Genomic DNA, 23,114 nt, shown 5'->3' with positions numbered 1-23,114 from the left:
TACTCACTTACAGCAGTCAAAAGAAGGAATTCCTGATACAAACAACAAATTCTAAGTGTAATTTCATAGGCTATTTTATATTGGTAGATTAATAAAAATATGGGGTTATTCGATATTTCATGTGGGTTGAAAATAATTGCTTATTAGAAAGTGGCAAGACCAAAAAGAGAAACATCAAGCTTGAGTGTGATTTTCAGTAATAAACGTTTCTAATATTATATATGCTACTATATGCTACTTTAACATTCAGGGAGTGAAGGAAGTTGCCCACTCGAAACAGCGAAGAGCTAATGTTGGTTTTATGTCAACCAACGGAATAAAAAATCATCGTCAAAACGGCTCCTTTAGTAAACATATCTGTAGAAAAACTCTCTAAATCAGCTAAAGAAGCCGAAAAGAAATGAACACAATTTGTCGGGTTATTCAATCCAAATTAATGTAGATCCGTTATTTCAGAGGATTTCTACAGAGCCAAATTACCTCCTGTGATATAAATTTTAACAGTTTAGAGAATATTTTATCAAAAGGCATTAAAAGGCCTTAAAACTAATTCGAGGAGATGGTTGAAGATGAGTGCAATAACTGGGGAGATACTCACCTTCTCTCAGGAGAAGGGACCTGATGTAAAGCTTAGAGTTTTTGGTGATGAATTTTATTCCCGCTACGAGAACCTTGACGGGTATACCGTGGTCTATGATGTCGATTTAGGGCGGTTCTGCTACGCATATCTGTTCAAAGGCGAATTCGTCTCTAGTGGAGTAGACTTAAGCCATGCTCCACCCGAGAAGATTTGGCGGCATCTCAAAGAGTCCGAACAGGTAAGAAATGCCAAGTTCGAGACCAGGTATGCCAAGATGAATCCTCCAGTCCCACCATACCAGCCCATTGCTACCATCAGGACCTATGGGCCCAATAAAGGCCTTCTTGAAGGTCGTAGGTTAAGCGAGGGAAACATTAAAGGATTGACCATTCTGGTCCAGTTCAAAGATGTGAAAAGCACTGTCACCCGGGAAGATGTGGATAATATGCTCAACGGAGAAAATTACACCGAGAACGGTAATTTCTGCTCCGCCCAAGAGTACTTCCGGTTCATGTCCGGAGGAAAGCTGAATTACACCAATGAAGTGGTCGGGCCGGTAACCTTGAGCAAGAACCGGCGATACTATATGAACCATCTCCTGGTCGAGGAAGCCCTGGACCTTGCAATAGCCAGCGGCGTGGATCTCAAGAAGTTCGACTCACAGGATGAGGGAATAGTGGATGCTATCAATATACTCTATGCAGGTCAGACTCAATACATAGGAGAACTCTGGCCCCATAATTACTTCCTGGAGCTCAGGCGCGACAGCATGAAGACCCATTTCTATATGCTTTCCAGCCTTGGCCGGAGCAAAGAGGACTTGAGCATAGGCACATTCTGCCATGAGAATGGCCATATGCTCTGTCGCTGGCCAGATCTCTATGACTACGGCACCAGAGATGGCGATTTTGAAAAGAGCTCAGGTCTCGGCTATTATTGCCTCATGAGCGCGGGCAACCATAACGATAGAGGAAGGACACCATCTCCGGTATGTGCTTATTTGCGTTATCTTGTGGACTGGTGCGACAATGTGGTGTGCCTGGATAAACCCGGCGAGTACCAGGCAGTGCATGGAGAATACAACAAAGTCCTGATCTTTGAGAGCAGGAAACCCAATGAATACTTCTTGATTGAGAACCGCTCTCAGTTGGACCTTGACAAAGATATACCTTCCAGCGGCCTGGCCATATATCATTGTGATATACTGGGATCCAACGAGTGGCAGGGAGGAACTCCCACCAATCATTATCAGTGCGGATTGCTTCAGGCCGACGGACATCTGGACCTTGAAACCAACCGGAATATGGGAGATGAAATGGATCTATTCAAAGAGACAGCGGCAACGGCCATAAGCCATTCCACCCAGCCTTCCTCCAACTTATGGGATGGCTCGGAGTCCGGCCTTACCATCTCCAACATCTCAACACCCGGCCATATAGTAACATTCCAGGTGGGCACATATGGAGTTAGCCCCGCCATACAAGCGGTTACCCCGAGTATTGAAGAGAAGGGAATTCCAAAGCATGCAGAGCTTATAAAGATCATTGAAGACGCTCAGGTTAAGATTGATGAAGGGTTAGAAAAGTTGAGGGCAATTGCCTGAAAATAATCTTTTAAGGTAACTTTTTAGCCTTTTATCTTCTTTTTTGGCATGAAAGTACTTAAAAATACTTTCATATTTTTGTGCCTGTAATTCTAAGAATTTCATGTTCGTTTCTTGGGGATCTATTCTCCAAATCCCATTACCAAAGTTAACAAACTCTAAAATTTTAGTTTTTACGAGGTAATGAGCTAACTCCTGGCCTTCAGTAGCAGAATAGATCCCCAAGTTATCCTTTTTTAGAGGATTCCCTCTCCCAGAACATTTTTAAGAATTATTCGTCCTTTGCCAGTTTATACAATTCCTGAATCCTTGACTCCACAACATTCATCGCGTCTTCAAAGAGCTGTCTGTCGATTTTGATCCCGAAATATTCCTTGAGTTTTTCTTCAGGAGGCATTGTCGAGCCTGCCGAGAGGTAAGCAACGTAATTTTTGTTGAAAGCTTCGAGGTCTTCCCTGTACTGTTTGAAGAGGGCGAGGGTTATTGCCTTGGAAACCGCGTAATTGAATGTGTAGTAGTTGCTTGTCAGATAGATATGATTGATGTAAGTCCATTCCGCGGAATCTTCAGGGTAATACTCAACTGAGCGGCTTCTGTATTCTTTAGAAAGGTCGGTCCAGATAGCATTAAGTTCATCTCCGCTTACAGTTTCGTTCTCTGCACAGAGCCTGTGAGCTTTATATTCAAATTCCGTAATTAAGGGCTGCCTGGTAAAAAAATTCTGGTAATCGTCAATCTGCTGAGAGAGTACGGCAACCGCAGTATTCCTGTCAGAATTTTCGACAATATAATCAACAAGGAGCTCTTCGTTGAAAGTGGAAGGAATTTCCATTTCATAAATTGTACCTGAGCAGTAAAGATAATCCACAGAATTACCCATCAAGTAGAAATTAATGGCGTGTCCCAGTTCATGGGTTAAAGTTTTCTGATCCCTGATAAGGCCGTCATAGTTCATAAAGATCAGAGACGGCTCTTTCAGAGCACAGATATCAGTACAATATCCTCCTGGCTGTTTTCCATGTTCAGGATCTGGGTACACATCTATGAAACTGCCAGTTATCATTTTTAAAAAAATTTCTTTGAAATTAGGGTTCATCCTAGAATAGGATTTCAGAATTTCTCGCAAGGCCTCTATGTAAGCATATTTTTTGCCAGGCTGGTCTGTCAGTTGCAGCATAAGGTCATATGGTTTAAGCACGTCAAGCCCGAGTTTTTTCCTTCTGAACTCGTTGTAGTTTTCAAATATATCTTTTCTTTGCTTGAAGACCGTATTCATGTTCTCAATCTGATCATGAGTGAGATAGAGGTTATAGAGACTGTAGTCGTAGAAATCCGTGTAGTTCAACTCTCTGGCGACAAGGTCATCAAGTTGGGCTTTTCTGGAATAGAGAGATGCCATGGAATCGGATTCATCAATAAGATGGTAGAACCTCTTGTCATAACATTTTTTCCTGTTTTCCCGACTTGGGTCTGTTGATAGTAAAGTACTGTAGGACTGGGAATTGATGGAAAATTTCTCTCCGTTCTCAAGCGTTATCTCTCCTGCCTTTGTGACTTTATTCGTGATTTCGGAAAGTGCCTCGGTCTCCAGTTTCATACGCTGGTTTTCGAGCTCTGCAATATACGCAGCCTGGGACTCATTCACTGGCCTGTGCTCTGCGAACCTCATATAATTAGCTTCAAGATAAGCCCTGTAAACCTCAAGTTCAGGTTCTTCAGAAAAGAGCCTGTTCCACTCCTCCTTTCCCAGTGAGGTCAACTTTACGGTTGCAAAGGCTTGGGCTTTCTTATATTCGGTAAGCAAATCCTGAGCACTTCCAAGCAGAGAGATAAGGATCGAGTCATTAACGTTTTTACTTAGCTGAGTATATGCATAAGTATACAGGACATCAAGCGATTTTGAATAAGCCTTTTCAGCTTCAAGGTACTCAAGTAAAGTAGTCCCTGACAACATTTCAAACTTAGGGCGGAAAGTTTCGTTTATGTCCTGTGATTTCTTCTTTAATCTTTCAAGCTCTTCTGAAGCATTTTCCCTGCTGCTGAAAAGATATGAATCATTCCACTCCGTAGTAACCTTCTCGGAATTAAGCTCTTCAAAATTATATTCATTGCCTGTGCTTTCAAAGAATTTATCCGGCTTTCCAGAAGTCCTGCCTTCAGGAAAAACTGCAAGAGACAGTAATGCTCCGAGCGCGAGGGATCCCTTAAACATCCCTGAAGCTATGAATTCTTTAACAGATTTTGATTTCATATACCATTTCCCCTTGTATTTATCAAAACACCTATATTAAATCCATTTAATTAGTTCTTATTTCATTGATCTCATAATCTTATGATATTTTGCAATTACATGATTTCATAATTTCATTAACTTCCATTGACTTCAGAATTTCATAAACTTCATGCAAAAATGTCATTTGCTTCATATAAATTACTAACGAATATTGTTCAAAATGAGAAAGGAAAATATTTACTATAATAGTTTCCTATCAACAAGAAGATTTTGCATAGTAACTTAAATAACATAATAAAATAAGTAAATAAGTAAATAAGTAAATAAGTAAATAAGTAAATAAGTAAATAAGTAAATAAACAATAAAAATCAAAATATTTGAGACAAATCTGTCTGCGTAACAGGTTTACTCAGGATAAAACTCTTTCTTCGTAATTTAGTATACTTTCGATTTCTTTTACCGGCTTCAGTTCTTCAGGGACTTTCTGAAAATCGGTCTGAATGCGAATTATACGCTGTGGTAACGGAATCTCTATGCCATTCTCTTCCAAAGCCTGTTTTATATTCCACAGGATTCTGGTTTTTATTCCGAACCATTCGTTCACAGGTGCCCAGATCCTGACAGAAATATTTACGGAACTTTCTCCGAGATCGCTTACGAAAACCGAAGGGGAGGGATTAAGGAGAGCAAAGGGTTCTTTGTCGATAATGTCCTTGATAAGCCAGATTGCGGCATTGGCATCGTCACTGTAACGGATCCTGATTGTATATTCAAACCTTCGGACAGGATGCCCTACAATGTTCGTGATATTTGTCGTAAAAACCTGCTGATTTGGGATGCGAACAAGAAGCCCCTCAAAGGTTCTTATATGGGTAGAAATTATGCGGATATCTGTGACATAACCCGACACATCGCTAATTTGAACTTGATCCCCTATTTTTATAGGCCTTTCGACCATAAGGAAAAAACCCGAAACCAGATTCCCCACAATATTCTGGCTTGCAAAACCAAGAATAATACCTGTAACTCCTCCTGCCACTAGGAACGCTGAAGGATCAATTCCTATTAGAGATACATTAGAAAGAAATACGATAGTAAGCATGCCATAGTAAAAAACTTTGATGATAGTCTCAGCCATATCTTTACTGACTCTGTCTTTAAGAGACCTGCGCAGGTAAAGCGAGAGAATTTTGGCAAGGAGGATTGAAAAAGAAAGAATTAGTATAAACTTTAACACAGATCCCAGAGTTACGGTACCATCTAAGGTAGGCAAGCCTATGTCAAGAAGATCGAGATTAGTAATCAAAATCCCCACCCCATGTAAAATTTAAGGGGTGCAAAACCAAGCTTCTGAAGGCTATAGACTCCGAAAGCTTCTTTCCGGGTTTTAAAATCCTTCAGAGGACTACTTTTTAACTCCCCGCTGAGATACTGTAACTCAAAACCTGTTTCAGCCGTGTTCTTGTTAAGGATATCCATACGCGCTCGCGTAAAAACGTCACCTGCATAATAAAGTTTCATACCGTATGCACTGAAAACTACTTTTGAGATCGACGCCCAATCCGAGGAAGCATTTCGAAGGGTCAGTTCAATAACTCCCTCCTGCAGAGGGTTAGGGGAAGGAGAAATTGAATATATCTGACTTTTCCAATGCTTGCAGATGACTCCGTTTGAAACCTCCCCATAAAGGGTAAATTTCTGCCTTACCAGGCTTAGCACATCAAGAAGCTGGAGATTTTTGTCTCCCTTATCCGCGATAAAAACGCCTATTTCTATCGGAAAGGTCAGAAAAATCTTCCTTTTAGCTCCTGCCGCAAGCAGCAGGATTTTCTCAAACTCTATCAGTAGGTTGGGAGTGATTTCTTTTGGAGTGTTTAAGGGCTCTACTGGATTTATAATCAGGCGCTTTTCATCTCCGAGAATAATTTTCTCTACATTATCCGTTCCGAGTGTCCTTCTGTATATCCATTGCTCTCCGATTTTTGTCACGGAAATAACAATTCCTTCCTGTTCTACTGAAAAAGGGGGATTATAATGGCCGTACATAATATCCTGGGAACTAACACTTTACAAATAATTCTCTGAATTCCTTAATATAGATATCACACATTATAAAAATTTTTTCTTTTAAAGGTGTTTCTATAATCTAAAGAAAAAATAGATATGAAATCAGCACAGAAGACAAAAAGGCCCAATGGAAAAGCTAATAAAAACAGAGCTGATAGAAAAAGCAACAAAAAAGCTAATTGAAGAGGAGCAAAAAAGAAGCAAAGAAGTCTCCAGCTAAAAGAAAGTCAAACCCATTTCATTTTCTTAAAATAGACGAACATAGTGACTGCTAACAGGGTCATTCCAAATATTACTGCCGGATAGCCCCAGCGCCATTTGAGCTCAGGCATGTATTCGAAATTCATTCCATAAACGCCTGCTATGAAAGTAAGTGGAATGAAAATCGTTGCTATGACTGTCAGAACCTTCATAACGTCGTTCATCCTGTAGCTTATGCTGGAGAGATATATATCAACCATTGAAGACAAAATATCCCGGAAATCTTCTACTGAATCAATTACCTGAATGGTATGGTCATAAACATCTCTAAGGTAAAACCTGGTATTCTCTTTAATAAGATTGGACTCGACCCTCTGTAAACCACTTATCAGCTCCCGGAGAGGCCAGACAGACTTACGAAGGGTAATCATATCCCGTTTGTACTTTTGAATAGTCTTGAGGGTCTCAGGCCTTGGCTGTATTACCAGCCCTTCTTCAAGGTATTCGATTTCATCCCCAAAGTGCTCAAGAATTAAAAAGTAATTATCGACTACAGCATCAATAAGGCTGTAGGCAAGATAATCCACCCCGCTTTTCCGCAGGCGAGAAGCCGGGTTTTCAAACCTTTCCCGCACCGGATCAAAAACGTCCCCCTGCCTTTCCTGAAAAGAGAGAATATAATTCGGGCCAATGATGATGCTTACCTGGTCTATAATAATTTCTTCCTTTTCCGCATCAAGAAGCATCATTTTTAAAACTGTATAAATATATGAATCATAATCTTCAGTTTTGGGCCGCTGTCCTGTATTGAGCACATCTTCAAGAGTAAGAGGATGGATATTGAAATAATTTCCAAGCTTTTCTATAACGTCTACCCTATCAAGCCCATCTACATTTATCCAGAAATTGATGTCTGACTGGCCCTTAAACTCCAAACACTCTTCAACTGAATCCAACTCTTTTTCTATAATTTTTTCACTGTTATAGGCCAGAACTCGAATTACTACCTTTTCGACCTTCTTTTCCCCCACATGGACAAGCGTTCCGGGTGCAAGCCCGGATTTAGATCCTCTTCTTCCAAAAGTCCCCATACTTGCTTCTCTGCCTCACCTTCTAATAAAAATAGACTACTCAGTAATTAAAGCTCCATTGATTTAAGCCTGTGTACAACATTTAGTCCAAATATTTTTGTCAATTTTCTGAGTAAGTTTGGTTTACTCTTAACGCGATCTACTTCTCAATGCAAAATAAGCTTTTTATATGCTTGCAGATAAATATATGTATTATATATTTAATAGGATAATATGATAAACATATAATTAGCTTTTTCCAAAAATCGGGGAATTTGGAAATTTCGTCAGTTTTAGAACTAGGATATAGGGGTGACTAATATGGCTGAAGACCAAATTATGAATAGCGTATATAGTATGCTTGACCAGTTTATAGCATTTATTCCGACATTAGTAGCAATAATTGTTCTCATTATTATAGGAAAAATCCTTGGGACATTTCTTGGAAGAGTTGGTGCAAGCATACTGGATAAGATAGGACTCGATGATCTTGTTGATAGAACCGTGATAGGTAGAATGATAAGAAGAGGACAGATGAGTACGGTTGGCTTTTTTGATGCAGTCATCCGATGGCTCGTTTATATCATCTTTGCCTTGATTATCCTTAATATTCTAAACATCCAGGCAGTGAATAATTTCATCAACCTGGTAATATACTACATCCCACTTGTGATCTCTGCATTCATTGTACTCTTAATAGGCTTCCTGATTGTAGACTTCATTGGTGATCTGATTAAAAATCTGCTTATTTCGATTGGAGTAGACGAGAAATTTGAAGGGACACCTTTCGGAGCGTCAGTCAGATCAGGAGGACTAACAGCCTCAGGAATCATTTCCGGATTGGTAAGACTGTTTGGGTATCTGATATTTCTTACAACTGCATCGAATATTTTGCAGTTGACCATGCTTACCCAGTTGCTAATAAGTATTACTGAGTATTTACCCAGGCTTTTTACAGGTATTTTGATTCTGATAATAGGGATTCTTTCTATCGATATAGTGATGGATTACCTTACAAGTACGATCAGAGGTATGAATGTAGAGGGTGCAGATATTATCCTTCCTCTACTGAGAGGTTTTCTATTCCTTATCGTAATTCTGGTGGCACTGGACACGATGCTCGTTAACACCAGTATCCTTTACCTGTTCTTTGGGCCGCTGGCATGGGGAATTGCAATTGTGGTCGCGTTCAAATACGGGATAAAAGATGCTCTTGTTGCATATGCCAGAGAAAGAGGCAAGTAAGTAGTCACATAAATCCCTAAACTTCGATTAAAGAAGTTTTTGTTACGTATGCCAGGAAAGGAAGTAAATCTTCCTTTCATTTATTTTAAATGCTTCTTCATCAGCCTTGATTAAATTGTCCTAAGATAGTTTATTCCAAACTTAGTTTCTACACAGTTTATATTTCTTTCAGTTTATATTTTTTTAAATCAATATTTATTTAAAGCTTCTTGTCAAACAAACAGGGCATGGAAACCCCCGACAATCAATCTTCTTTTGTAGAGAATATGTCTTATTTTGACCGAGGCCTAGAGCAGGCATTTACATGGTTTTCAGATAACTTCGGTACATTTTTATTCATAATTTTTATTGGCCTGCTCACTGTCCTTGTCGCACGGAACGTAAACCGTCTTCTAGAACGCCATTTTAAAAGTGCAAGTACCAGGCTGCATATGGACCCAACGTCTTTCCGGATGTTCAGGCATATTGTGGTAGCATTAATCTATTTTATGGGAATTCTTGTTGTTATATTCAGCATTCCTAGTCTTCGGAGCCTCTCAGTTGCCCTCTTTACAGGGGCAGGAATTGCCGGTATTGCTATAAGTCTTGCAGCTCAGAACACACTGAGCAACATAATCGCAGGGGTTTCTCTTGCCATCTTTCAACCTTTCAGGGTCGGAGACAGACTGAATATTATGAACGAATATGGAAAAGTTACGGATCTCAACCTCAGGCATACAGTTATCATAACCTGGGATAACAGGCGTCTTATAATCCCCAATTCCAAAATCAGCAATGAAGCGATAATTAACTGGACTATAGAAGACCCCGCAGTAATTTGGCCAATTGACGTTGGAATAAGCTATGATGCCGATATTGACCAGGCAAGAAGAATCATGATCGAAGAAGCCAGAAAACATCCCAATGTCATGCCTCCGCAGGAGGTTAAATATAATGTTGTAAAGCCCAGCTTACTTAAGTCCGAAACCTTTGGAGTAGGACTTTTTGACTCCCCTGTGCTACATCCCGTAGACCCGGATTTTAGAGAGAGAGGAGGAGTTAAAGTAAGTGTTGTCGAACTGGGTGAGTATTCCGTAAACCTCCGCATGAACGTCTGGTTCAAAGACAGAAACATTGCGCACAGTTCAGGATGCGAAATAAGGGAAGCTATTAAAAAGCGCTTTGATAAGGAAGGCATAGAAATTCCGTACCCTTACAGGACTATTGTATATAAAAAAGATCTTGAAAACGAAAAGAAGGCTACTGGAAAATTATCCAATACAGAAGGAGATAAAATTGAGTGCGCCGTAAAAGTCGATTAAAGAGATTGATAATTAAGTAATTAATCGATTGATAGAAAGTAAGTGGAAGACGGATTAAGAATAAACAAGAAAACAAGTGAAAAATGGATTAAATAAAAGAAGAAATTGGAGATGAAAGGTTAAAAGGGGATCTCACAGCTCCCTTTCATCAATCACTCTTTTTGTTTTTTTCGTGCTGCGGGGAAGTTCCCCTATCTTCATGCCCACAACATCCACGGTTACGCCTATAAAGTCCTTAAAAGCTTTTCTGAGAGCTTTTTCAGTTTTCTCTTTCCTTTTGGAGTCTTCTGCATTTTCTATCTCGATTCTGAAGATCATGCTGTCCCGGCCGTCCTTACGGGTAAGCAGGATCTGGTATTCGCTGCTTACGCCCGGAACCCTGTGAATAATATCTTCAATCTGGCCAGGATAGATATTCACAGCCTTGAACTTTATACGGTCATCCGACCGTCCCAGGATCCTGTCAATTCTCGGAAAAGGACAGCCGCATTTACAGACGCCAGGAATGATCCGGGTAAGGTCTCTTGTCCTGTAGCGGATAAGAGGAGCTCCTTCCTTTGTGAGGGTTGTTATTACAAGTTCTCCAAGCGTGCCGTCAGGAAGCTGCTCGCCCGTAATAGGATCGATAATCTCAAAGAGCAGGTAGTCGGACCAGTAATGCATACCTTCATGGAATGAACAATCAAGGCCAATTCCTGGCCCGTAGATTTCGGTCAGCCCGTAAATATCAAAAGTTTCTATTCCCAGCTCGGTCTCGATTCGACTGCGCATTTTTTCACTCCAGCGTTCCGAACCTATAATACCTTTTCTTAGATGGATCTGGGATTTAAGCCCGCGTTTTTCAATTTCTTCAGCAAGCAAAATCGCATAAGAAGAGGTACTTGCTAAAGTTGTGGACTTCAGGTCAACAAGCATTTCAAGCTGTTTTTCGGTATTTCCCGGGCCTGTAGGTATAGCCATTGCTCCCAGGCGTTCAGCTCCAAGCTGGAATCCTATCCCTGCAGTCCAGAGCCCGTACCCTGGAGTAATCTGAATTCTGTCCTGGTTGTTAAGGCCTGCCAGCATGTAACAGCGCATCACCATCTCGGCCCAGACATCTACATCCTTTCGGGTGTAAGGAATAATTACGGGTTTTCCGGTGGTTCCAGACGAGGAATGGATCCTTACGACTTCTGAATCAGGTACTGACTGCAACCCAAGAGGGTAGGCATCCCTGAGTTCTTCTTTATGTGTAAAGGGAAGAAGCTTCAGGTCTTCAAGCGACCTTATATCTTCGATATCGATATTTGCTTCCTTGAACTTTTTCTGGTAAAAAGGACTGTTTTCAGCTACGCGCTTCAGCAATGCCTTCAGTTTTGCAAAGGTATCTTCTTCCGAGATATTGGGATGGTAAAGCTGTGCATTGGGATCAAGTTCAGCCTTAGTGGATACTTCATACATATAATTTCACCTTCTGCTCCCCAGTTCAGATGCCGGAGATAAATCTAATACATTTTCTTGCGCGTTCGAATGCGGCATCGTTTACAGCCCTGTATTTTTCAGGGATTTCGGCATCCAGTACTGCCTTTAGAATATCTTCATGAAAAGGTAATACTCGTGCACCTGCAGCCGCTCCAAGCATTGCAACGTTTGCAGCCTTGTATGTCCCTACATCGCCTGCAAGCTCCGTGAAATCAGAGCAAAGAATGTCAGGGTAATATGAACATAAAAACGAAAGTAAAGCTGCAGGGTTATATTCAGGGCTCCCAGGCGGCCTCGATGCCGGAGGGATAGCATGGGTATTTACCAGTACCTTTCCGCCTTCCTTAAGAAAAGGCAGGTTTCGCACGGTTTCTGCGGGTTCAAGGCCTAAAAGCAGGTCTGCCTGCCCGATGGGAATAAGTGACCCTGAAACATCGTCTCCTATCCTTATATGACTGCTGACCGAACCTTCTCTCTGAGACATGCCTATGGTTTCGGCAGTGCTTACGTGAAATCCGGCTTTCATTGCTGCAAGGGCAAGAATGCGGGAAGCAAGCACAACTCCCTGCCCACCAACGCCTGCAATCAGAATATCATATTTCACAGCTTTTCGCCTCCTATGAAGATGGCTTCCGAGGAGCATATTTGCGCACAGAGCCCACAGCCGCTGCAGCTATCCTGTATAACAGGCTTATCTCCAGCAAGGTTAAGCGCAGGGCAGCCGAGTTCTTTTATACAGAAGCCACAGCCTGTGCAGGCTTCGGGTTTTATTTCGTAATATTTGTCGGGTTTTGTTATCCCTACACACTTGCCTTTGAAGACCAGAACCGACGGCCCATTAAAATTCATGGCTTCCTTTGCGGCTTTTACGCAACTCTCCAGGCAATCCGGCTCTACAGTATTTACTGTCCTTACAAATTCAACCCCACAGCTCCGAACCACGTCTGCAATTTCAATGGCTTTCGAGGTATTTCCAAGGACAGTTAAGCCTATGCCAGGATGAGGCTGATGCCCTGTCATTGCAGTTGTGCGATTATCAAGGACTGCGAGGGTGATGTCAGCTCCGTTATAGACAGCATTTATCACTGCAGGAATGCCTGAATGGAAAAAGGTCGAATCCCCGATAAACGCTACCTGTTTTGCTTTGGGATTCGTACGCGAGAGCCCTCCTGCAATGCTTATCCCAGCTCCCATGCAGAGGCAAGTATCGACCATGTTAAGAGGGTAGGCATTTCCGAGGGTATAACAGCCAATATCTCCTGAGAAAATCGTATCAGTTTGGGACTCTTTTTTAAGCTGTTTTGCAGCCTGCTTGAAAGCATAAAAGACGGTCCTGTGCATGCAGCCAGCACAGAGGGTAGGAGCCCGGATCGGAAGGGGAGGAAGTTTATCTCTTGAGACGGCAGGAGAAGCATGAGAAAGGCGCAAACTCTCCCCACACGCTGCAAGTGTGCGGTTGATACTGTCAATGACAATATCCACATTATACTCCCCGCTTACAGGGAAAAAGCCGTTCTTCTTTCCATAAACATCAATAGGCAGATGGGCTTTACCTATAAGCTGGAGTATCTGTTCTTCAAGGTAAGGGTCAAGCTCTTCAACCACGATCAACCGGTCAATTCCTTTCAGGAAAGAAAGAGCCGCCTTTTCAGGAAAAGGATACACTGTCCCTACCCTGAAGAGTGTAAACAAATCTTCAAAATTACTGACAGTTTTTACAGCCTCTTTTACATAAAGGGCTGAAACTCCTGAAGCAATAATCCCGATTTTTCCAGATCCAGAAACCGAATTGAAGGAAAGCTCGGAAAAACGCTCGGAAAGCTGTACCTGTGTATTTTCAAGCCAGGGGTGTCTCTCGGCCGTCAGTTTCGGGAAGATCGTCCAGCGTTTATCCTTTACAAAACCCTCGCTAACGGCTTCAACCGGCGCAGGTTCTGCAACCTCGACCTCGACATCCCCGCAGCTGTGGGAAACTCGCGTGGTGGTTCTAAGGATGACAGGAATTTCAAATTCATGCGAAAGCTCAAAAGCCAGTTTTGTCAGCTCATATGCTTCCTGAGGGGTTGCAGGATCAAGGACAGGAATGTTTGCGAAGTGCCCGAAAGCTCTTGTATCCTGTTCAGTCTGGGAAGAATGAGGCCCAGGGTCGTCGGCAACGAGCAGGACAAGGGCTCCTTTTACCCCGATGTAGCTCAGGCTCATAAGAGGATCAGATGCGACATTCAATCCTACCTGCTTCATGGTTACAAGCGCCTTTCCTCCGGAATAAGCTGCCCCGACCGCCGTTTCAAGTGCAACCTTCTCGTTGCTGGACCACTCGGTATAGATACCGCACCTGTTTGCATACCGGGCAATCGTTTCCAGAGCCTCGGTTGAGGGAGTTCCGGGATACCCTGTAACTACCTGAACGCCGGCTTCTATCGCTCCAAGTGCAATGGCTTCATTACCCATTAACAACTTTTTATCAGTCAATAAACTCATCTCGAATTTAGGGTAAAACTTTAACAATCTCGAATTTAGGGTAAAACTTTAACAATCTCGAATTTAGGGTAATATTTTAACAAATTTGATAATTTAACAAACTTTGATAAATCTCGAAGGAATAAAGAGAAGTTGAAAAGAATTGGATTCTCAAACAAGTTATCAAAATTATATTGGGAACTTGAAAATCCATTTTAAAGTATTTCGCCGATGTTTTACGCTACGGGAAATTCGATGACCATCTATGTACAATGCTGTCTGGAAGAAGTACGTAAAGTTTGCATATAAAGTTTTTGTTTTATGAGTCTGTGTGGTTATTGGGTTAGACACAAATAATCTATTTTGACAACGGTTAGGAATACAAAATCTAGTTTACACATTCAAAAAAGGAAAAAATATGCAAAAATTTGATTAAGTAGATTTAAGGTCTTCAATATACTTTTTTGCTCGAATGTGCAGGTGATTGAAACTCTAATCCAGATCACAATGTTGATATTAATCATTAACAGAAGGATTTATTCTCTTGTAAGAAACTCAACAGCTCATTCTGAGAAAAATGGCTAGATATAGTTGCTTTGGAGTATAATATTTGCAGAGAATGCGTCAGATTTGTTGACAGTAATTCTGCATAGAAGGAGAATTCAAAGAACTTTTGAAATTATAATGAGAGTATATGAAAGTCAAGCATTGGATCCGCATGTAAACAGAGAAAAATTTAGAGAGGAATTGTTTGATTAAGAAATGAATTATATTCAAAAAAAAGAGGAAGAGAAGAAAGAAATGAATCCTTCACTAATGACGAATGAATTGCTCTCTGTATATTTCTTGATTGGTACTTTCCTCTAATTATCTGTCACTTTATAACTCCTTGAGAGACTCTTTCATCAAAAGGGATCTGAAAAATATCTCCTACCCTCTAAACTTGCTTACTCATATCTCAATGCATCTACAGGCTTCAATTCAGCAGCACTCTTTGCAGGTACTATTCCCGCGATCAGTCCCACAATTATAGAGACCAGAGTTGCAATAATGGTTCCTTTAAGGCTGAGAGCAAATTCAAAGGGGACCTTCATTGAAATTGAGATCAGGAAAAGGATCACTTGGACAGCGGCTGTGCCGAGGAGAATTCCTATTATTCCTCCAACAAGACTGATCATTGCAGAATTGCAGAGGAAGATAAGCATGATGTCTCTGTTCTTTGCTCCGATAGCTTTCATAATTCCAATTTCTTTAGTTTTTTCAAGGACAGATGTAAACATTGTATTTGCAATCCCTGTAGAACCTACAAGCAGAGAAATACCTGCAATAAACGCGAGGAAAGCTGTAAGGCCGTTAATCAGCTTTTTGGTGTTTTCCATTTCCTCTTTCCCGGAGCTCACATAGAAGTCCTGGTTTTTTTCATCAACCCTGTGTGAAAGTCTCAGCATGTTCTCCATTTCTTTTATTGTGGCTTCGTAGTCTACATTTTTGTAGAGTTTTACCTCAATGGAGTCATAAACATCTGTCTCTTTTTCATCAACACCTTCTTCAGTGGTTGAAAGAGAATTGACTTCTTCATAAGGCATGTAGATGCTACTTCCAAAAAGACCTCCAAGGCCTCCCAATAACCCTCCGTCCTTTGCCAGAATACCAATTACCCTGTAGGACTTACCGTTGAGAAGAATCATCTGATTAACCCGGATTTGCCTTCCCAGGGCTTCATCGTTAGCCAGTTCATTGGATATGACCACCGAGGTACGGTCTCCGGGCTGCAACATCCTGCCTTCTCCAACTTTTTTCTTAGTGATGTTAGGCCAGGCACGCGGGTCCACACCCTCGACATAGACTGAGGTCTTCTTTCCTCCGAATTCCAGTTCGGCGCTTGTTTCAATGTTAACGTTGATATACTGGATACCATGAACACGGCGGAGTGTGAACACATCCATTTTTGTAAGTTTCGGGGTTTCCACGTCTCCAAAATCCATGGAGTTACTTAAATCATCTCCACCCCCGCTTATGTTTCCATTTTCACTTCCGTTTTCACTTTCCACGATTACCTGGGAGGCGTTTTCCTCCATAAAATTAAATGGGACCGAGGCAACGATGGTGATCGTATCTCCTCCCAGCTCTTCCAGGGTTTTGGTTACCTGATCCTGGAAAAATTCCCCGGTTGTGACAATGGTCATTACCGAGGCAATGCCTATGATCACCCCTATAATGGTTAGCCAGCTCCGCAATTTGTTGGCTTTGACCATGTTAAAAGCGATTCTAAGTATCTTTACAGGTTTCATTGCATTACAGCCTTCGGATATTAAGCTTAAGGTCTTCTCTTCGCGAATCTGATCACTAAATTACTCATTATATTTGTGTGTTCACATTTTGCGGATTCACTCATTCATTTTCTCTTTTTGGAGACTTTTTGGTATACCAGGATCCCTGCGATTCCCACAAAAACTACGAGCACTAATTTATATGAAAATGAAGCGATTGAGCCTTCTTCCGATTCTGAACTTCCATTTGTTGAGGATTGGGCTGTGTAAAGTGTAAGCTCCTGTTTTTCGGTCTGTCTCTGACCGTCACTTGAGGTGTAACTGATTTCAAATTTGAGGGGCAGCTCTTCTCCATATACTTTTGGCTCGAGGTTAAAGTCTGCAACCGTATAGTCACCTTTTTTCAAGTTGCCGAGAATTACCGAATTGCTGCCGTCCGTGACAGTCCAGTTTGTCTGCTGGGGGATGGAAACTTTTACGGAATTTGCAGCATTGTTTCCTATGTTCGAGACCGAAAAGGTGTAAGAGCCTGTAGGACTTCTTTCAGTGTAAGCAATATCAAAATCAGTGGTGCCTCCGATGTAGATTCCGGCCTTGCTATTTATCTGTTTCTTTTTCTCATTTTCAAGTGTACCGGCCTCTGTGATTGTCTTAAGTTCTTCAACATCATCATAGATAAGAGTCATATCCAGCTTGTAGAGACCTGGAACCGTGTTAACGTTAGTAAGAACATCAAAGGTGACGTTTGCAGTTTTCCCCACATCGATAAGGTTAATATGCTTTACATTGCTCGAACCCACGGGAAGGATAACATCGTTTGCACAGTCCCAGGAAAAAATCGCATTTTTTAGGGGAGAATTGCCTGCATTTTTTATCCCGAAAGTAATTTTTGTCTTTTCTCCTGGAACCAGTTTCTCCAGGCTGATCGACTCAATTTCGGCATTTGACTCGCTTTCAGTCTCAATCATGAGATCGCTAGTAATGGAGATGTCATTATCTCCTTCTTTTGAATACAGGTGTGCAGTCAAGGGATATTTCCCTTTATTGACATCATCTTCTACTCCCACCTTAAACTTCACTACCTTCTCACGGTCACTTGCATATCTTTTTCCCAGAGTGCCAATATTCTTTGATAGTTCCTCTCCAGGCAGGGGTTTGAAGGGATATTTGGGTTCGATTTCAACAACACAGTTATCTTTTGCTTTATCTCCCGTATTCTGGACCGAAATCCTGACTTCCAGAATATCTCCAGGTTTTACGGGATCCGGATCTTGGTTAAGTAGGTCAACAGTCATCCCTTCTTGCTGAATACTCAGAGAAGAGGCATGAGAATCTTTATCCTCAGGAGTACTCGATGATGAATCTTCCTCATCAGTGCTTAGAGCAAGGGAAGGAGAGCTAAACAAAGCTGTAATTATCAGAAACACTAGTAGTAATCCAAAAAACTGTCTGCGAACACTTTTTTTATTAATAAGTCCTCTATGAGTTAGGTTTTTCCCTATTATTTTTTTACTGTTGATTGATCCAAGTTTTATTTTTTCAAGAAACATTGTTTTTCCTCTGTAATGCCCTCAGTACTCAGGGCAGAGCTGGTCCTGGTTAGTTTCGTCTCGAACAATTTTTCCGTCTTTTAGTTCGATATGCCTTTGAGCATACTTTGCCAAGTGCATATCATGGGTAACCATGATTACGGTTTTGCCATTTTCTTTCCAGAACCTGTAAAGCATAGTCATTACTTCTTTTCCGGTAACACTGTCCAGGGCACCGGTTGGTTCGTCGGCAAGAATAATTTCAGGATTGCTAGCAAGAGCCCTTGCAATCGAGACTCTTTGTTGCTGCCCTCCCGAGAGCTGGGTGGGTTTGTTCTGCATTTTATCAGAAAGCCCAACAAGAGTCAGCAGCTCCTTTGCCCTTTTTTCTGCGATATTGTCATCAATTTCCTGGATCTCCAGGGGCAAAAGCACATTTTCAAGGGCTGTCATTCCCGGAATCAGGTTATATTGCTGAAAGATAAATCCGATAGTTTTTCCTCTCAATGCGGCAAGATCTGATTCTTCTAATCTGGCAATGTTTTCAGATTTCAGAAAGATTTCTCCCTTTGAAGGGACGTCAAGGCAGCCCACAAGGTTCATCATAGTGGACTTTCCACTGCCTGATGGGCCAATGATTGCGGTAAACTCGCCTTTCTCAAACTCTGCGTTCACGTCTTTCAGGGCATTGACCTGGACTTCTCCCATCTGGTAAGTTTTCCAGACATTCCTGAAGGCAATCAGCGTTTTATCCATATGTTCACCTTAAGTATCACTTATATAAAAACATGCAGCAGTTGAAAAATGTATTTTACCTCTATTTTTCTTCTCACATGCAGAAGGTCAGAATTTTTCCTGACGTGGATATGTAACTCAAAAGTAATTATTGCATAACAGGAGCACAGCACTGGTAATATAATCAAGAAATAAAGGTTTTGTGGCAGAGCCTCCATTGAAAGTATATTTAGTACGGTTATAAAATATTTTTATTTTGATATAGGTTAGAACAGGTTATCGATTTCATGTAAATAGCCAAAACAAAACGCCATCAGTAAAAAATTTTGAAAAATATAAGTTACCTGCCAAAGGCAGGTTTATTATAATTACATGAAATAAATATATCCTGCTGCTAGTATAATCGCAAAAATAATGAATTTTGCAACATTAGGTATAACATCAAAACCATTAAGCATAAACCCTAATATATTATCTGTAGACTTAGACATACAATCACTTACCTTACAACGATTTCAATTATCGTTTATCATACAGTTTCAAATGATATTATATTTGAATCATCCCTTAGCCTAAATTCTGGCACAAAACTGGAAATCTTCACAGAACCTGCTCTGCCTGTTCCTTAACAAACCGGCCATAAAAGTTTGCAGCAAATATTAGGCTTGTGAAATACAGGGCAGGTATGCCTACAAGAACAATTGAAAGTACTAAGAATATAATGTAAGTTGCATACTGTTTTAGCATCGTAACAATATAGTCGCCGATGTTATCCATGACATAACCGAGTTTTCCGAAATCAAAGTATGACCCTACAGTTTGTTTTCTGTAGAAGTTTACATTGAGGATCGGAAGCACAAAGAACCCGAGAAGAATGCTCAGGATATTGGCTATATCTTCATCAATCATCATTATACCAGCCAGCAGAGCGATATATACAATATAGAAAGGCAGTGATTTCAGGAACATTGAAAACCCGAGTATCAAATCATCTGTGAAGTGAAGCTTGGGAAGTTCCTCATATTTACCTTCGATAAACTCATTGACAATTCTTATAACATAACCAAAAAGTGCAAGCCACCCAATTACAGGGACAAGCAGTAATAGAGCGTATAGAAGCCTTTTAGGCTTGTTGAATGGGTATTTTAAAGCAGTAATAAAACTAATTGTTTCCATCTGATCATCCGAAATGTGATTACTCTTTTAACTTTGAAGCTCTTAATCTGTTAAACAGACTAGATTAACACAGCCTTCTATAATAGATACGTATATAAAAATTAACGCTAGTTGAAAAGTATAGTTGACCTCCATTTTTTCAAAAATTATATATAATCCAGGACTGTTGAAGGTTCTGGATGACTGCTGGCTTATTCAATGCAACTTTAAGTGAAGAATCCAGGTTCTATTTTCTCCCGAATACTATTTTTCGATACATCCCAATTAATTAGTTGACATTTATTCCTATAATTTAGTAATTCATTTAATGTCCATTTATTTTTCGCAATTCAAGATTCTTGTGAAGGTGTCTTTTTCTTGAATCTATATTTCCGTTTCTTTAATCCTCTGTCATGCCTTCAAAAGTTAAAATCAGGGCAGTAAACTTTCATTTGGTTGTACAAAAACTTAGTTTCTTTGAGAAACCTATAGAAAAGTGAACCCAAGAATAAGCCTACGTTTATTATAGAAGTTTCAACCCTTTGAAAGTGCGCCCGGTTAACTGAGAAAAATAGGCTCTGTATTTAATCCTATCTTAACTGACACCATCAAGCTAAATTTGAATACTGATATTTGATGTGATAAGACCCAATTGTAAGTTTTTGATAAACTTCGTGCAAGAGGTTTTCTATAGAACCGAAAAATAGATGGTCGATTAAATTGTACTTTCCGATACCTAAAAATTGGCTTATTATGCTGGTCTCAATTCTTCTTTGTATTTATTCGCTATATAACAGATGTGTGAGCTTGCCAGAAGTATCATAAGTCAATACAAAGCACAAAATCAAATTGCGGGCGGTCACCCCACCTAAAGGATGGGGGTATGCTTCGGGCCGCTCGGCCGGTTTCTAGGAATAGTTGAGTATACATTTACAAGACTCTCTTAATGCAGAGTTGCATTGCCAACTTCTGTAACCAAGACACCAAGAAACCTTATTTTATAAAGAAGCAATGGCACAAAGGTTTAAAAGAATTCAAAAAGAGGTGAGGGTTCACTTCATCCCTACCTGAAGGGCAGGGTATTCGTGACCCTCTGCACTCCCTTTATAATAAGGAATTAGTTTTGGAATCAAGGCAGTAATGGCGATATTTCTGTTCATCTTTCTTACAATGGTCTTTGTGATTCTTATTGTTCTCAGCGGCCTTGCCTCCTGACCAATTGCCTCCCTTTGAAGCGTAAGCTGCCGTAGAAAAATATCGAAAATTAGAACAAGAATAGGAAAATTCCAGAAAGTATCTTTTTTATAGCTTGTAGGGAGTGGGGATCATGAAAGAGGTTTTATTCAACTTAGAGAGATCCCGTTACATACGATATTTCCCCCACTACCCATACAATATGATGCTACGGTTCTATTTATACCTGACATATAAAAAATAAAAAAGGACTTTTTTTAGACATTTATGAGTAATTTAACTCGATTTTTTCTATAGAAAATTCTGAAATCTGCTCCCGGTTTCAAGGCACATACGGGGAATCTATTATGGTTTATCCGAAAAATAAATATCGCCGCTTACCGGAAAATATTTCTACGTTTTGCATCATTGTTAACTTCATGAATCAAGGTGATAAACGAATAGCCATAGCGGACCAGAGCCGTGAGTTTGGAGCAATGGGAGAACTCTTACGGGAGCTCCAGAGGGAAGAGCTTGAGCAAAACGAAAGCTCCCCCGCAGAAATTCAGGAAGGCAAGACCGCAAAAAACATAACAGAACTAATGGAAGAAATAAATGCGACATTAAAAGAGATCGCAGAGACTCAGAAGCGCATACTGGAAGAGATTAAAAAGAATAAATAACTAAAACACAAGCCTTTTGAGAAAGGGTTTGATCGCAAATCATTTCAAAAAAGGTTTGATCGAAAACGTTAGCAATGGCAGTATCATACGTTGCGCTGCTTGAGGCTCTCGATTTCCCATAAATTTATTTACTTAAGGTTTCCCTGAATTTTTTAATATTTTCTATGGCTTTTTTCTTTAACTCAATCATCTTTTCCATTTCGCTTATTTTCATTTCCATCCATTGAATTTTCATATCCATCTTCATTAAGGCAACTTCTTTTTTCTGTTCGTCAGTCAGCATTTCCCAAATTTCAGGCATTGATCCATGATGCATTTGAGCTTTTTCCATCATTCCTTCATGCATGCTTAATTACCCCCATTTCTCTAACACTGATCACACTGACAGTTGCTATTACCAAGCAAAAACCCAGAAACCAGGAAAAAGTATCTGAGTATCACAACTGAGTATCACAAAGAGATTATTATTACTGACATATAATAACTGAGGAAATATAATTTAGAAACCAATAAAAATTAAAAATAGAGTTTGAAAAGGAAAGGATGGCAAAGTATTTACTAGCAATCCTATATTTTATTTTTAACTTACCAGAGTATCTGGGAGTTTAATGTAAGCTACAGCTTTTTCCTGCTCTCAAAGATTATTTTGTCCTGCTTATCAAAATAAATGTATCTAATTGTTTATTCAATTTGGATAAAATAAGTTCAAAAAGATAAAAAATAATAGACTGGATAGAGAAAAATTAACTCAACCCAATAAGACAGGTAGATATCTCATATGTGGACTTCCAGTCTTCCCTAGATCAATAGAGATATCGGACAGCGATATAGATTGAGTTAATTAACTATACAACACAATGAAGTATGTAAACTTCTAATCTGCGATCCTTCCACTATTCAATTTTGCAAATTATGAAAATTCAGATAGATTTCTCCCAACCCTGCCCGAGATCTACCAGGGGTCTGACTTCATAGATTTCGAAAGTAAGGCAAGCATATATCATCTTCGCGCCTTCCTCACCTACGAATTTAGCAGCCTCATTTCGGATCATGTCGAGCAGTTCCCCGGATGTTGCATATTCTTTAAGCTTCATATAAACCCTGATGCCCTTCCACTCTGTGATTGACTCTCCGGTCTCCATGATCGTATACATAGCATATGGATTTTCCCGAAGATTTGCGAAGGTTCGGTTATCGGCCGTTGCTGCTATTACAGTCTTTTCATCGGTCATTTGAGGCGAGCCAAAGACAGCCGTATTGACCCGTCCGTCGGTGCTGGATGTGCTGAGAACGCCAAGCCTGGGCGATTTGTTGAAATAATCAATTAAGTTTGATGGCATATTCTAT

Annotated in this window: 18 protein-coding genes and 1 pseudogene; 5 read left to right on the top strand and 14 right to left on the bottom strand. The window is 40.4% G+C overall.

Annotation, left to right across the window (positions count from 1 at the left end; all coding sequences use genetic code 11):
* Positions 1–854 precede the first annotated feature (854 nt).
* Positions 855–2,183 carry a M6 family metalloprotease domain-containing protein gene (locus BP549_RS05440; RefSeq protein WP_292378785.1) on the top strand — a complete coding sequence of 443 codons (1,329 nt, stop codon included), beginning with the start codon at positions 855–857 and terminating at the stop codon, positions 2,181–2,183.
* On the opposite strand, the gene BP549_RS05435 is transcribed toward BP549_RS05440, so the two are convergent.
* The 5 genes from BP549_RS05435 to corA all read right to left on the bottom strand — a co-directional run bounded on the left by BP549_RS05435 (position 2,157) and on the right by corA (position 7,776).
* The gene (locus BP549_RS05435; protein ID WP_292378782.1) at positions 2,157–2,408 is read right to left on the bottom strand and encodes a hypothetical protein; all 252 of its coding nucleotides are present in this window, start codon (positions 2,406–2,408) and stop codon (positions 2,157–2,159) included. The genes BP549_RS05440 and BP549_RS05435 overlap by 27 nt on opposite strands.
* Positions 2,409–2,454: 46 nt before the next feature.
* The gene (locus BP549_RS05430) at positions 2,455–4,434 is read right to left on the bottom strand and encodes a M3 family oligoendopeptidase (protein WP_292378780.1); all 1,980 of its coding nucleotides are present in this window, start codon (positions 4,432–4,434) and stop codon (positions 2,455–2,457) included.
* Positions 4,435–4,826: 392 nt separating this feature from the next.
* Complete coding sequence (locus BP549_RS05425) at positions 4,827–5,732, bottom strand: mechanosensitive ion channel family protein (protein ID WP_292378778.1); 906 nt, start codon at positions 5,730–5,732, stop codon at positions 4,827–4,829.
* Entirely contained in the window at positions 5,720–6,463 is a 744-nt protein-coding gene (locus tag BP549_RS05420; RefSeq protein WP_292371419.1) for a DUF432 domain-containing protein, read from the bottom strand. The genes BP549_RS05425 and BP549_RS05420 overlap by 13 nt, the downstream gene beginning before the upstream one ends.
* Before the next feature lie 248 nt (positions 6,464–6,711).
* Positions 6,712–7,776 (bottom strand): magnesium/cobalt transporter CorA, encoded by a 1,065-nt coding sequence (gene corA, locus BP549_RS05415; RefSeq protein WP_292378757.1) that lies wholly within the window; start codon positions 7,774–7,776, stop codon positions 6,712–6,714.
* A gap of 300 nt (positions 7,777–8,076) precedes the next feature.
* Between corA and BP549_RS05410 the strand changes: the two genes are divergently transcribed.
* The gene (locus BP549_RS05410; protein ID WP_292378754.1) at positions 8,077–9,000 is read left to right on the top strand and encodes a mechanosensitive ion channel family protein; all 924 of its coding nucleotides are present in this window, start codon (positions 8,077–8,079) and stop codon (positions 8,998–9,000) included.
* Between the two features lie 227 nt (positions 9,001–9,227).
* On the top strand, positions 9,228–10,301 hold the full coding sequence (locus BP549_RS05405; RefSeq protein ID WP_292378847.1) for a mechanosensitive ion channel family protein: 1,074 nt from the start codon (positions 9,228–9,230) through the stop codon (positions 10,299–10,301).
* Positions 10,302–10,433: 132 nt separating this feature from the next.
* Here the strand turns inward: BP549_RS05405 and BP549_RS05400 are convergent, their stop codons facing one another.
* The 3 genes from BP549_RS05400 to iorA are packed head-to-tail and all read right to left on the bottom strand — an operon-like array spanning position 10,434 to position 14,243.
* Complete coding sequence (locus BP549_RS05400) at positions 10,434–11,741, bottom strand: phenylacetate--CoA ligase family protein (protein WP_292371414.1); 1,308 nt, start codon at positions 11,739–11,741, stop codon at positions 10,434–10,436.
* A 25-nt stretch (positions 11,742–11,766) separates the two neighbouring features.
* On the bottom strand, positions 11,767–12,366 hold the full coding sequence (locus tag BP549_RS05395) for an indolepyruvate oxidoreductase subunit beta (RefSeq protein ID WP_292378751.1): 600 nt from the start codon (positions 12,364–12,366) through the stop codon (positions 11,767–11,769).
* A complete protein-coding gene (gene iorA, locus BP549_RS05390) occupies positions 12,363–14,243 on the bottom strand; it encodes an indolepyruvate ferredoxin oxidoreductase subunit alpha (RefSeq protein WP_292378749.1) in 1,881 nt (626 codons plus the stop codon). Before iorA ends, BP549_RS05395 begins: the two co-directional genes overlap by 4 nt.
* A gap of 444 nt (positions 14,244–14,687) precedes the next feature.
* Between iorA and BP549_RS05385 the strand changes: the two are divergent.
* A pseudogene (locus tag BP549_RS05385) lies at positions 14,688–14,981 on the top strand (IS4 family transposase); the annotation flags it as partial.
* A gap of 188 nt (positions 14,982–15,169) precedes the next feature.
* Here BP549_RS05385 and BP549_RS05380 read toward each other — a convergent pair.
* The 4 genes from BP549_RS05380 to BP549_RS05365 form a co-directional block, all read right to left on the bottom strand.
* Positions 15,170–16,513 carry an ABC transporter permease gene (locus tag BP549_RS05380; protein WP_292378748.1) on the bottom strand — a complete coding sequence of 448 codons (1,344 nt, stop codon included), beginning with the start codon at positions 16,511–16,513 and terminating at the stop codon, positions 15,170–15,172.
* Between the two features lie 104 nt (positions 16,514–16,617).
* The gene (locus BP549_RS05375; protein ID WP_292378745.1) at positions 16,618–18,042 is read right to left on the bottom strand and encodes a COG1361 S-layer family protein; all 1,425 of its coding nucleotides are present in this window, start codon (positions 18,040–18,042) and stop codon (positions 16,618–16,620) included.
* Positions 18,043–18,063: 21 nt separating this feature from the next.
* Complete coding sequence (locus BP549_RS05370) at positions 18,064–18,777, bottom strand: ABC transporter ATP-binding protein (protein ID WP_292371405.1); 714 nt, start codon at positions 18,775–18,777, stop codon at positions 18,064–18,066.
* Positions 18,778–19,356: 579 nt separating this feature from the next.
* A complete protein-coding gene (locus BP549_RS05365; protein ID WP_292371403.1) occupies positions 19,357–19,932 on the bottom strand; it encodes a DUF4013 domain-containing protein in 576 nt (191 codons plus the stop codon).
* A 1,592-nt stretch (positions 19,933–21,524) separates the two neighbouring features.
* On the opposite strand from BP549_RS05365, the gene BP549_RS05360 reads away from it, so the two are divergent.
* A complete protein-coding gene (locus BP549_RS05360; protein WP_292371401.1) occupies positions 21,525–21,767 on the top strand; it encodes a hypothetical protein in 243 nt (80 codons plus the stop codon).
* A 124-nt stretch (positions 21,768–21,891) separates the two neighbouring features.
* Here BP549_RS05360 and BP549_RS05355 read toward each other — a convergent pair whose 3' ends face one another.
* The gene (locus BP549_RS05355; RefSeq protein ID WP_292371400.1) at positions 21,892–22,113 is read right to left on the bottom strand and encodes a hypothetical protein; all 222 of its coding nucleotides are present in this window, start codon (positions 22,111–22,113) and stop codon (positions 21,892–21,894) included.
* 574 nt (positions 22,114–22,687) lie between these two features.
* Entirely contained in the window at positions 22,688–23,107 is a 420-nt protein-coding gene (locus tag BP549_RS05350; protein WP_292371398.1) for a pyridoxamine 5'-phosphate oxidase family protein, read from the bottom strand.
* Between the last annotated feature and the right edge of the window lie 7 nt (positions 23,108–23,114).

The sequence above is a fragment of the Methanosarcina sp. UBA289 genome (assembly GCA_002496565.1).
In the GTDB taxonomy this organism is placed as follows: domain Archaea; phylum Halobacteriota; class Methanosarcinia; order Methanosarcinales; family Methanosarcinaceae; genus Methanosarcina.
The sequence above is the reverse complement of the archived record's forward strand: the minus strand, read 5'-3'. Positions and strand labels throughout refer to the sequence as shown.

Excerpts from the sequence above, each read along its gene's own strand:
- BP549_RS05355 (WP_292371400.1), bottom strand. The coding sequence starts at position 22,113 with ATGCATGAAGGAATGATGGAAAAAGCTCAAATGCATCATGGATCAATG.
- BP549_RS05370 (WP_292371405.1), bottom strand. The coding sequence starts at position 18,777 with ATGGATAAAACGCTGATTGCCTTCAGGAATGTCTGGAAAACTTACCAG.
- BP549_RS05365 (WP_292371403.1), bottom strand. The coding sequence starts at position 19,932 with ATGGAAACAATTAGTTTTATTACTGCTTTAAAATACCCATTCAACAAG.
- BP549_RS05360 (WP_292371401.1), top strand. The coding sequence starts at position 21,525 with ATGAATCAAGGTGATAAACGAATAGCCATAGCGGACCAGAGCCGTGAG.
- BP549_RS05440 (WP_292378785.1), top strand. The coding sequence starts at position 855 with ATGAATCCTCCAGTCCCACCATACCAGCCCATTGCTACCATCAGGACC.
- BP549_RS05410 (WP_292378754.1), top strand. The coding sequence starts at position 8,077 with ATGGCTGAAGACCAAATTATGAATAGCGTATATAGTATGCTTGACCAG.
- BP549_RS05420 (WP_292371419.1), bottom strand. The coding sequence starts at position 6,463 with ATGTACGGCCATTATAATCCCCCTTTTTCAGTAGAACAGGAAGGAATT.
- BP549_RS05375 (WP_292378745.1), bottom strand. The coding sequence starts at position 18,042 with ATGTTTCTTGAAAAAATAAAACTTGGATCAATCAACAGTAAAAAAATA.
- corA (WP_292378757.1), bottom strand. The coding sequence starts at position 7,776 with ATGGGGACTTTTGGAAGAAGAGGATCTAAATCCGGGCTTGCACCCGGA.
- BP549_RS05400 (WP_292371414.1), bottom strand. The coding sequence starts at position 11,741 with ATGTATGAAGTATCCACTAAGGCTGAACTTGATCCCAATGCACAGCTT.
- BP549_RS05405 (WP_292378847.1), top strand. The coding sequence starts at position 9,228 with ATGGAAACCCCCGACAATCAATCTTCTTTTGTAGAGAATATGTCTTAT.
- BP549_RS05350 (WP_292371398.1), bottom strand. The coding sequence starts at position 23,107 with ATGCCATCAAACTTAATTGATTATTTCAACAAATCGCCCAGGCTTGGC.
- BP549_RS05380 (WP_292378748.1), bottom strand. The coding sequence starts at position 16,513 with ATGAAACCTGTAAAGATACTTAGAATCGCTTTTAACATGGTCAAAGCC.
- BP549_RS05430 (WP_292378780.1), bottom strand. The coding sequence starts at position 4,434 with ATGAAATCAAAATCTGTTAAAGAATTCATAGCTTCAGGGATGTTTAAG.
- iorA (WP_292378749.1), bottom strand. The coding sequence starts at position 14,243 with ATGAGTTTATTGACTGATAAAAAGTTGTTAATGGGTAATGAAGCCATT.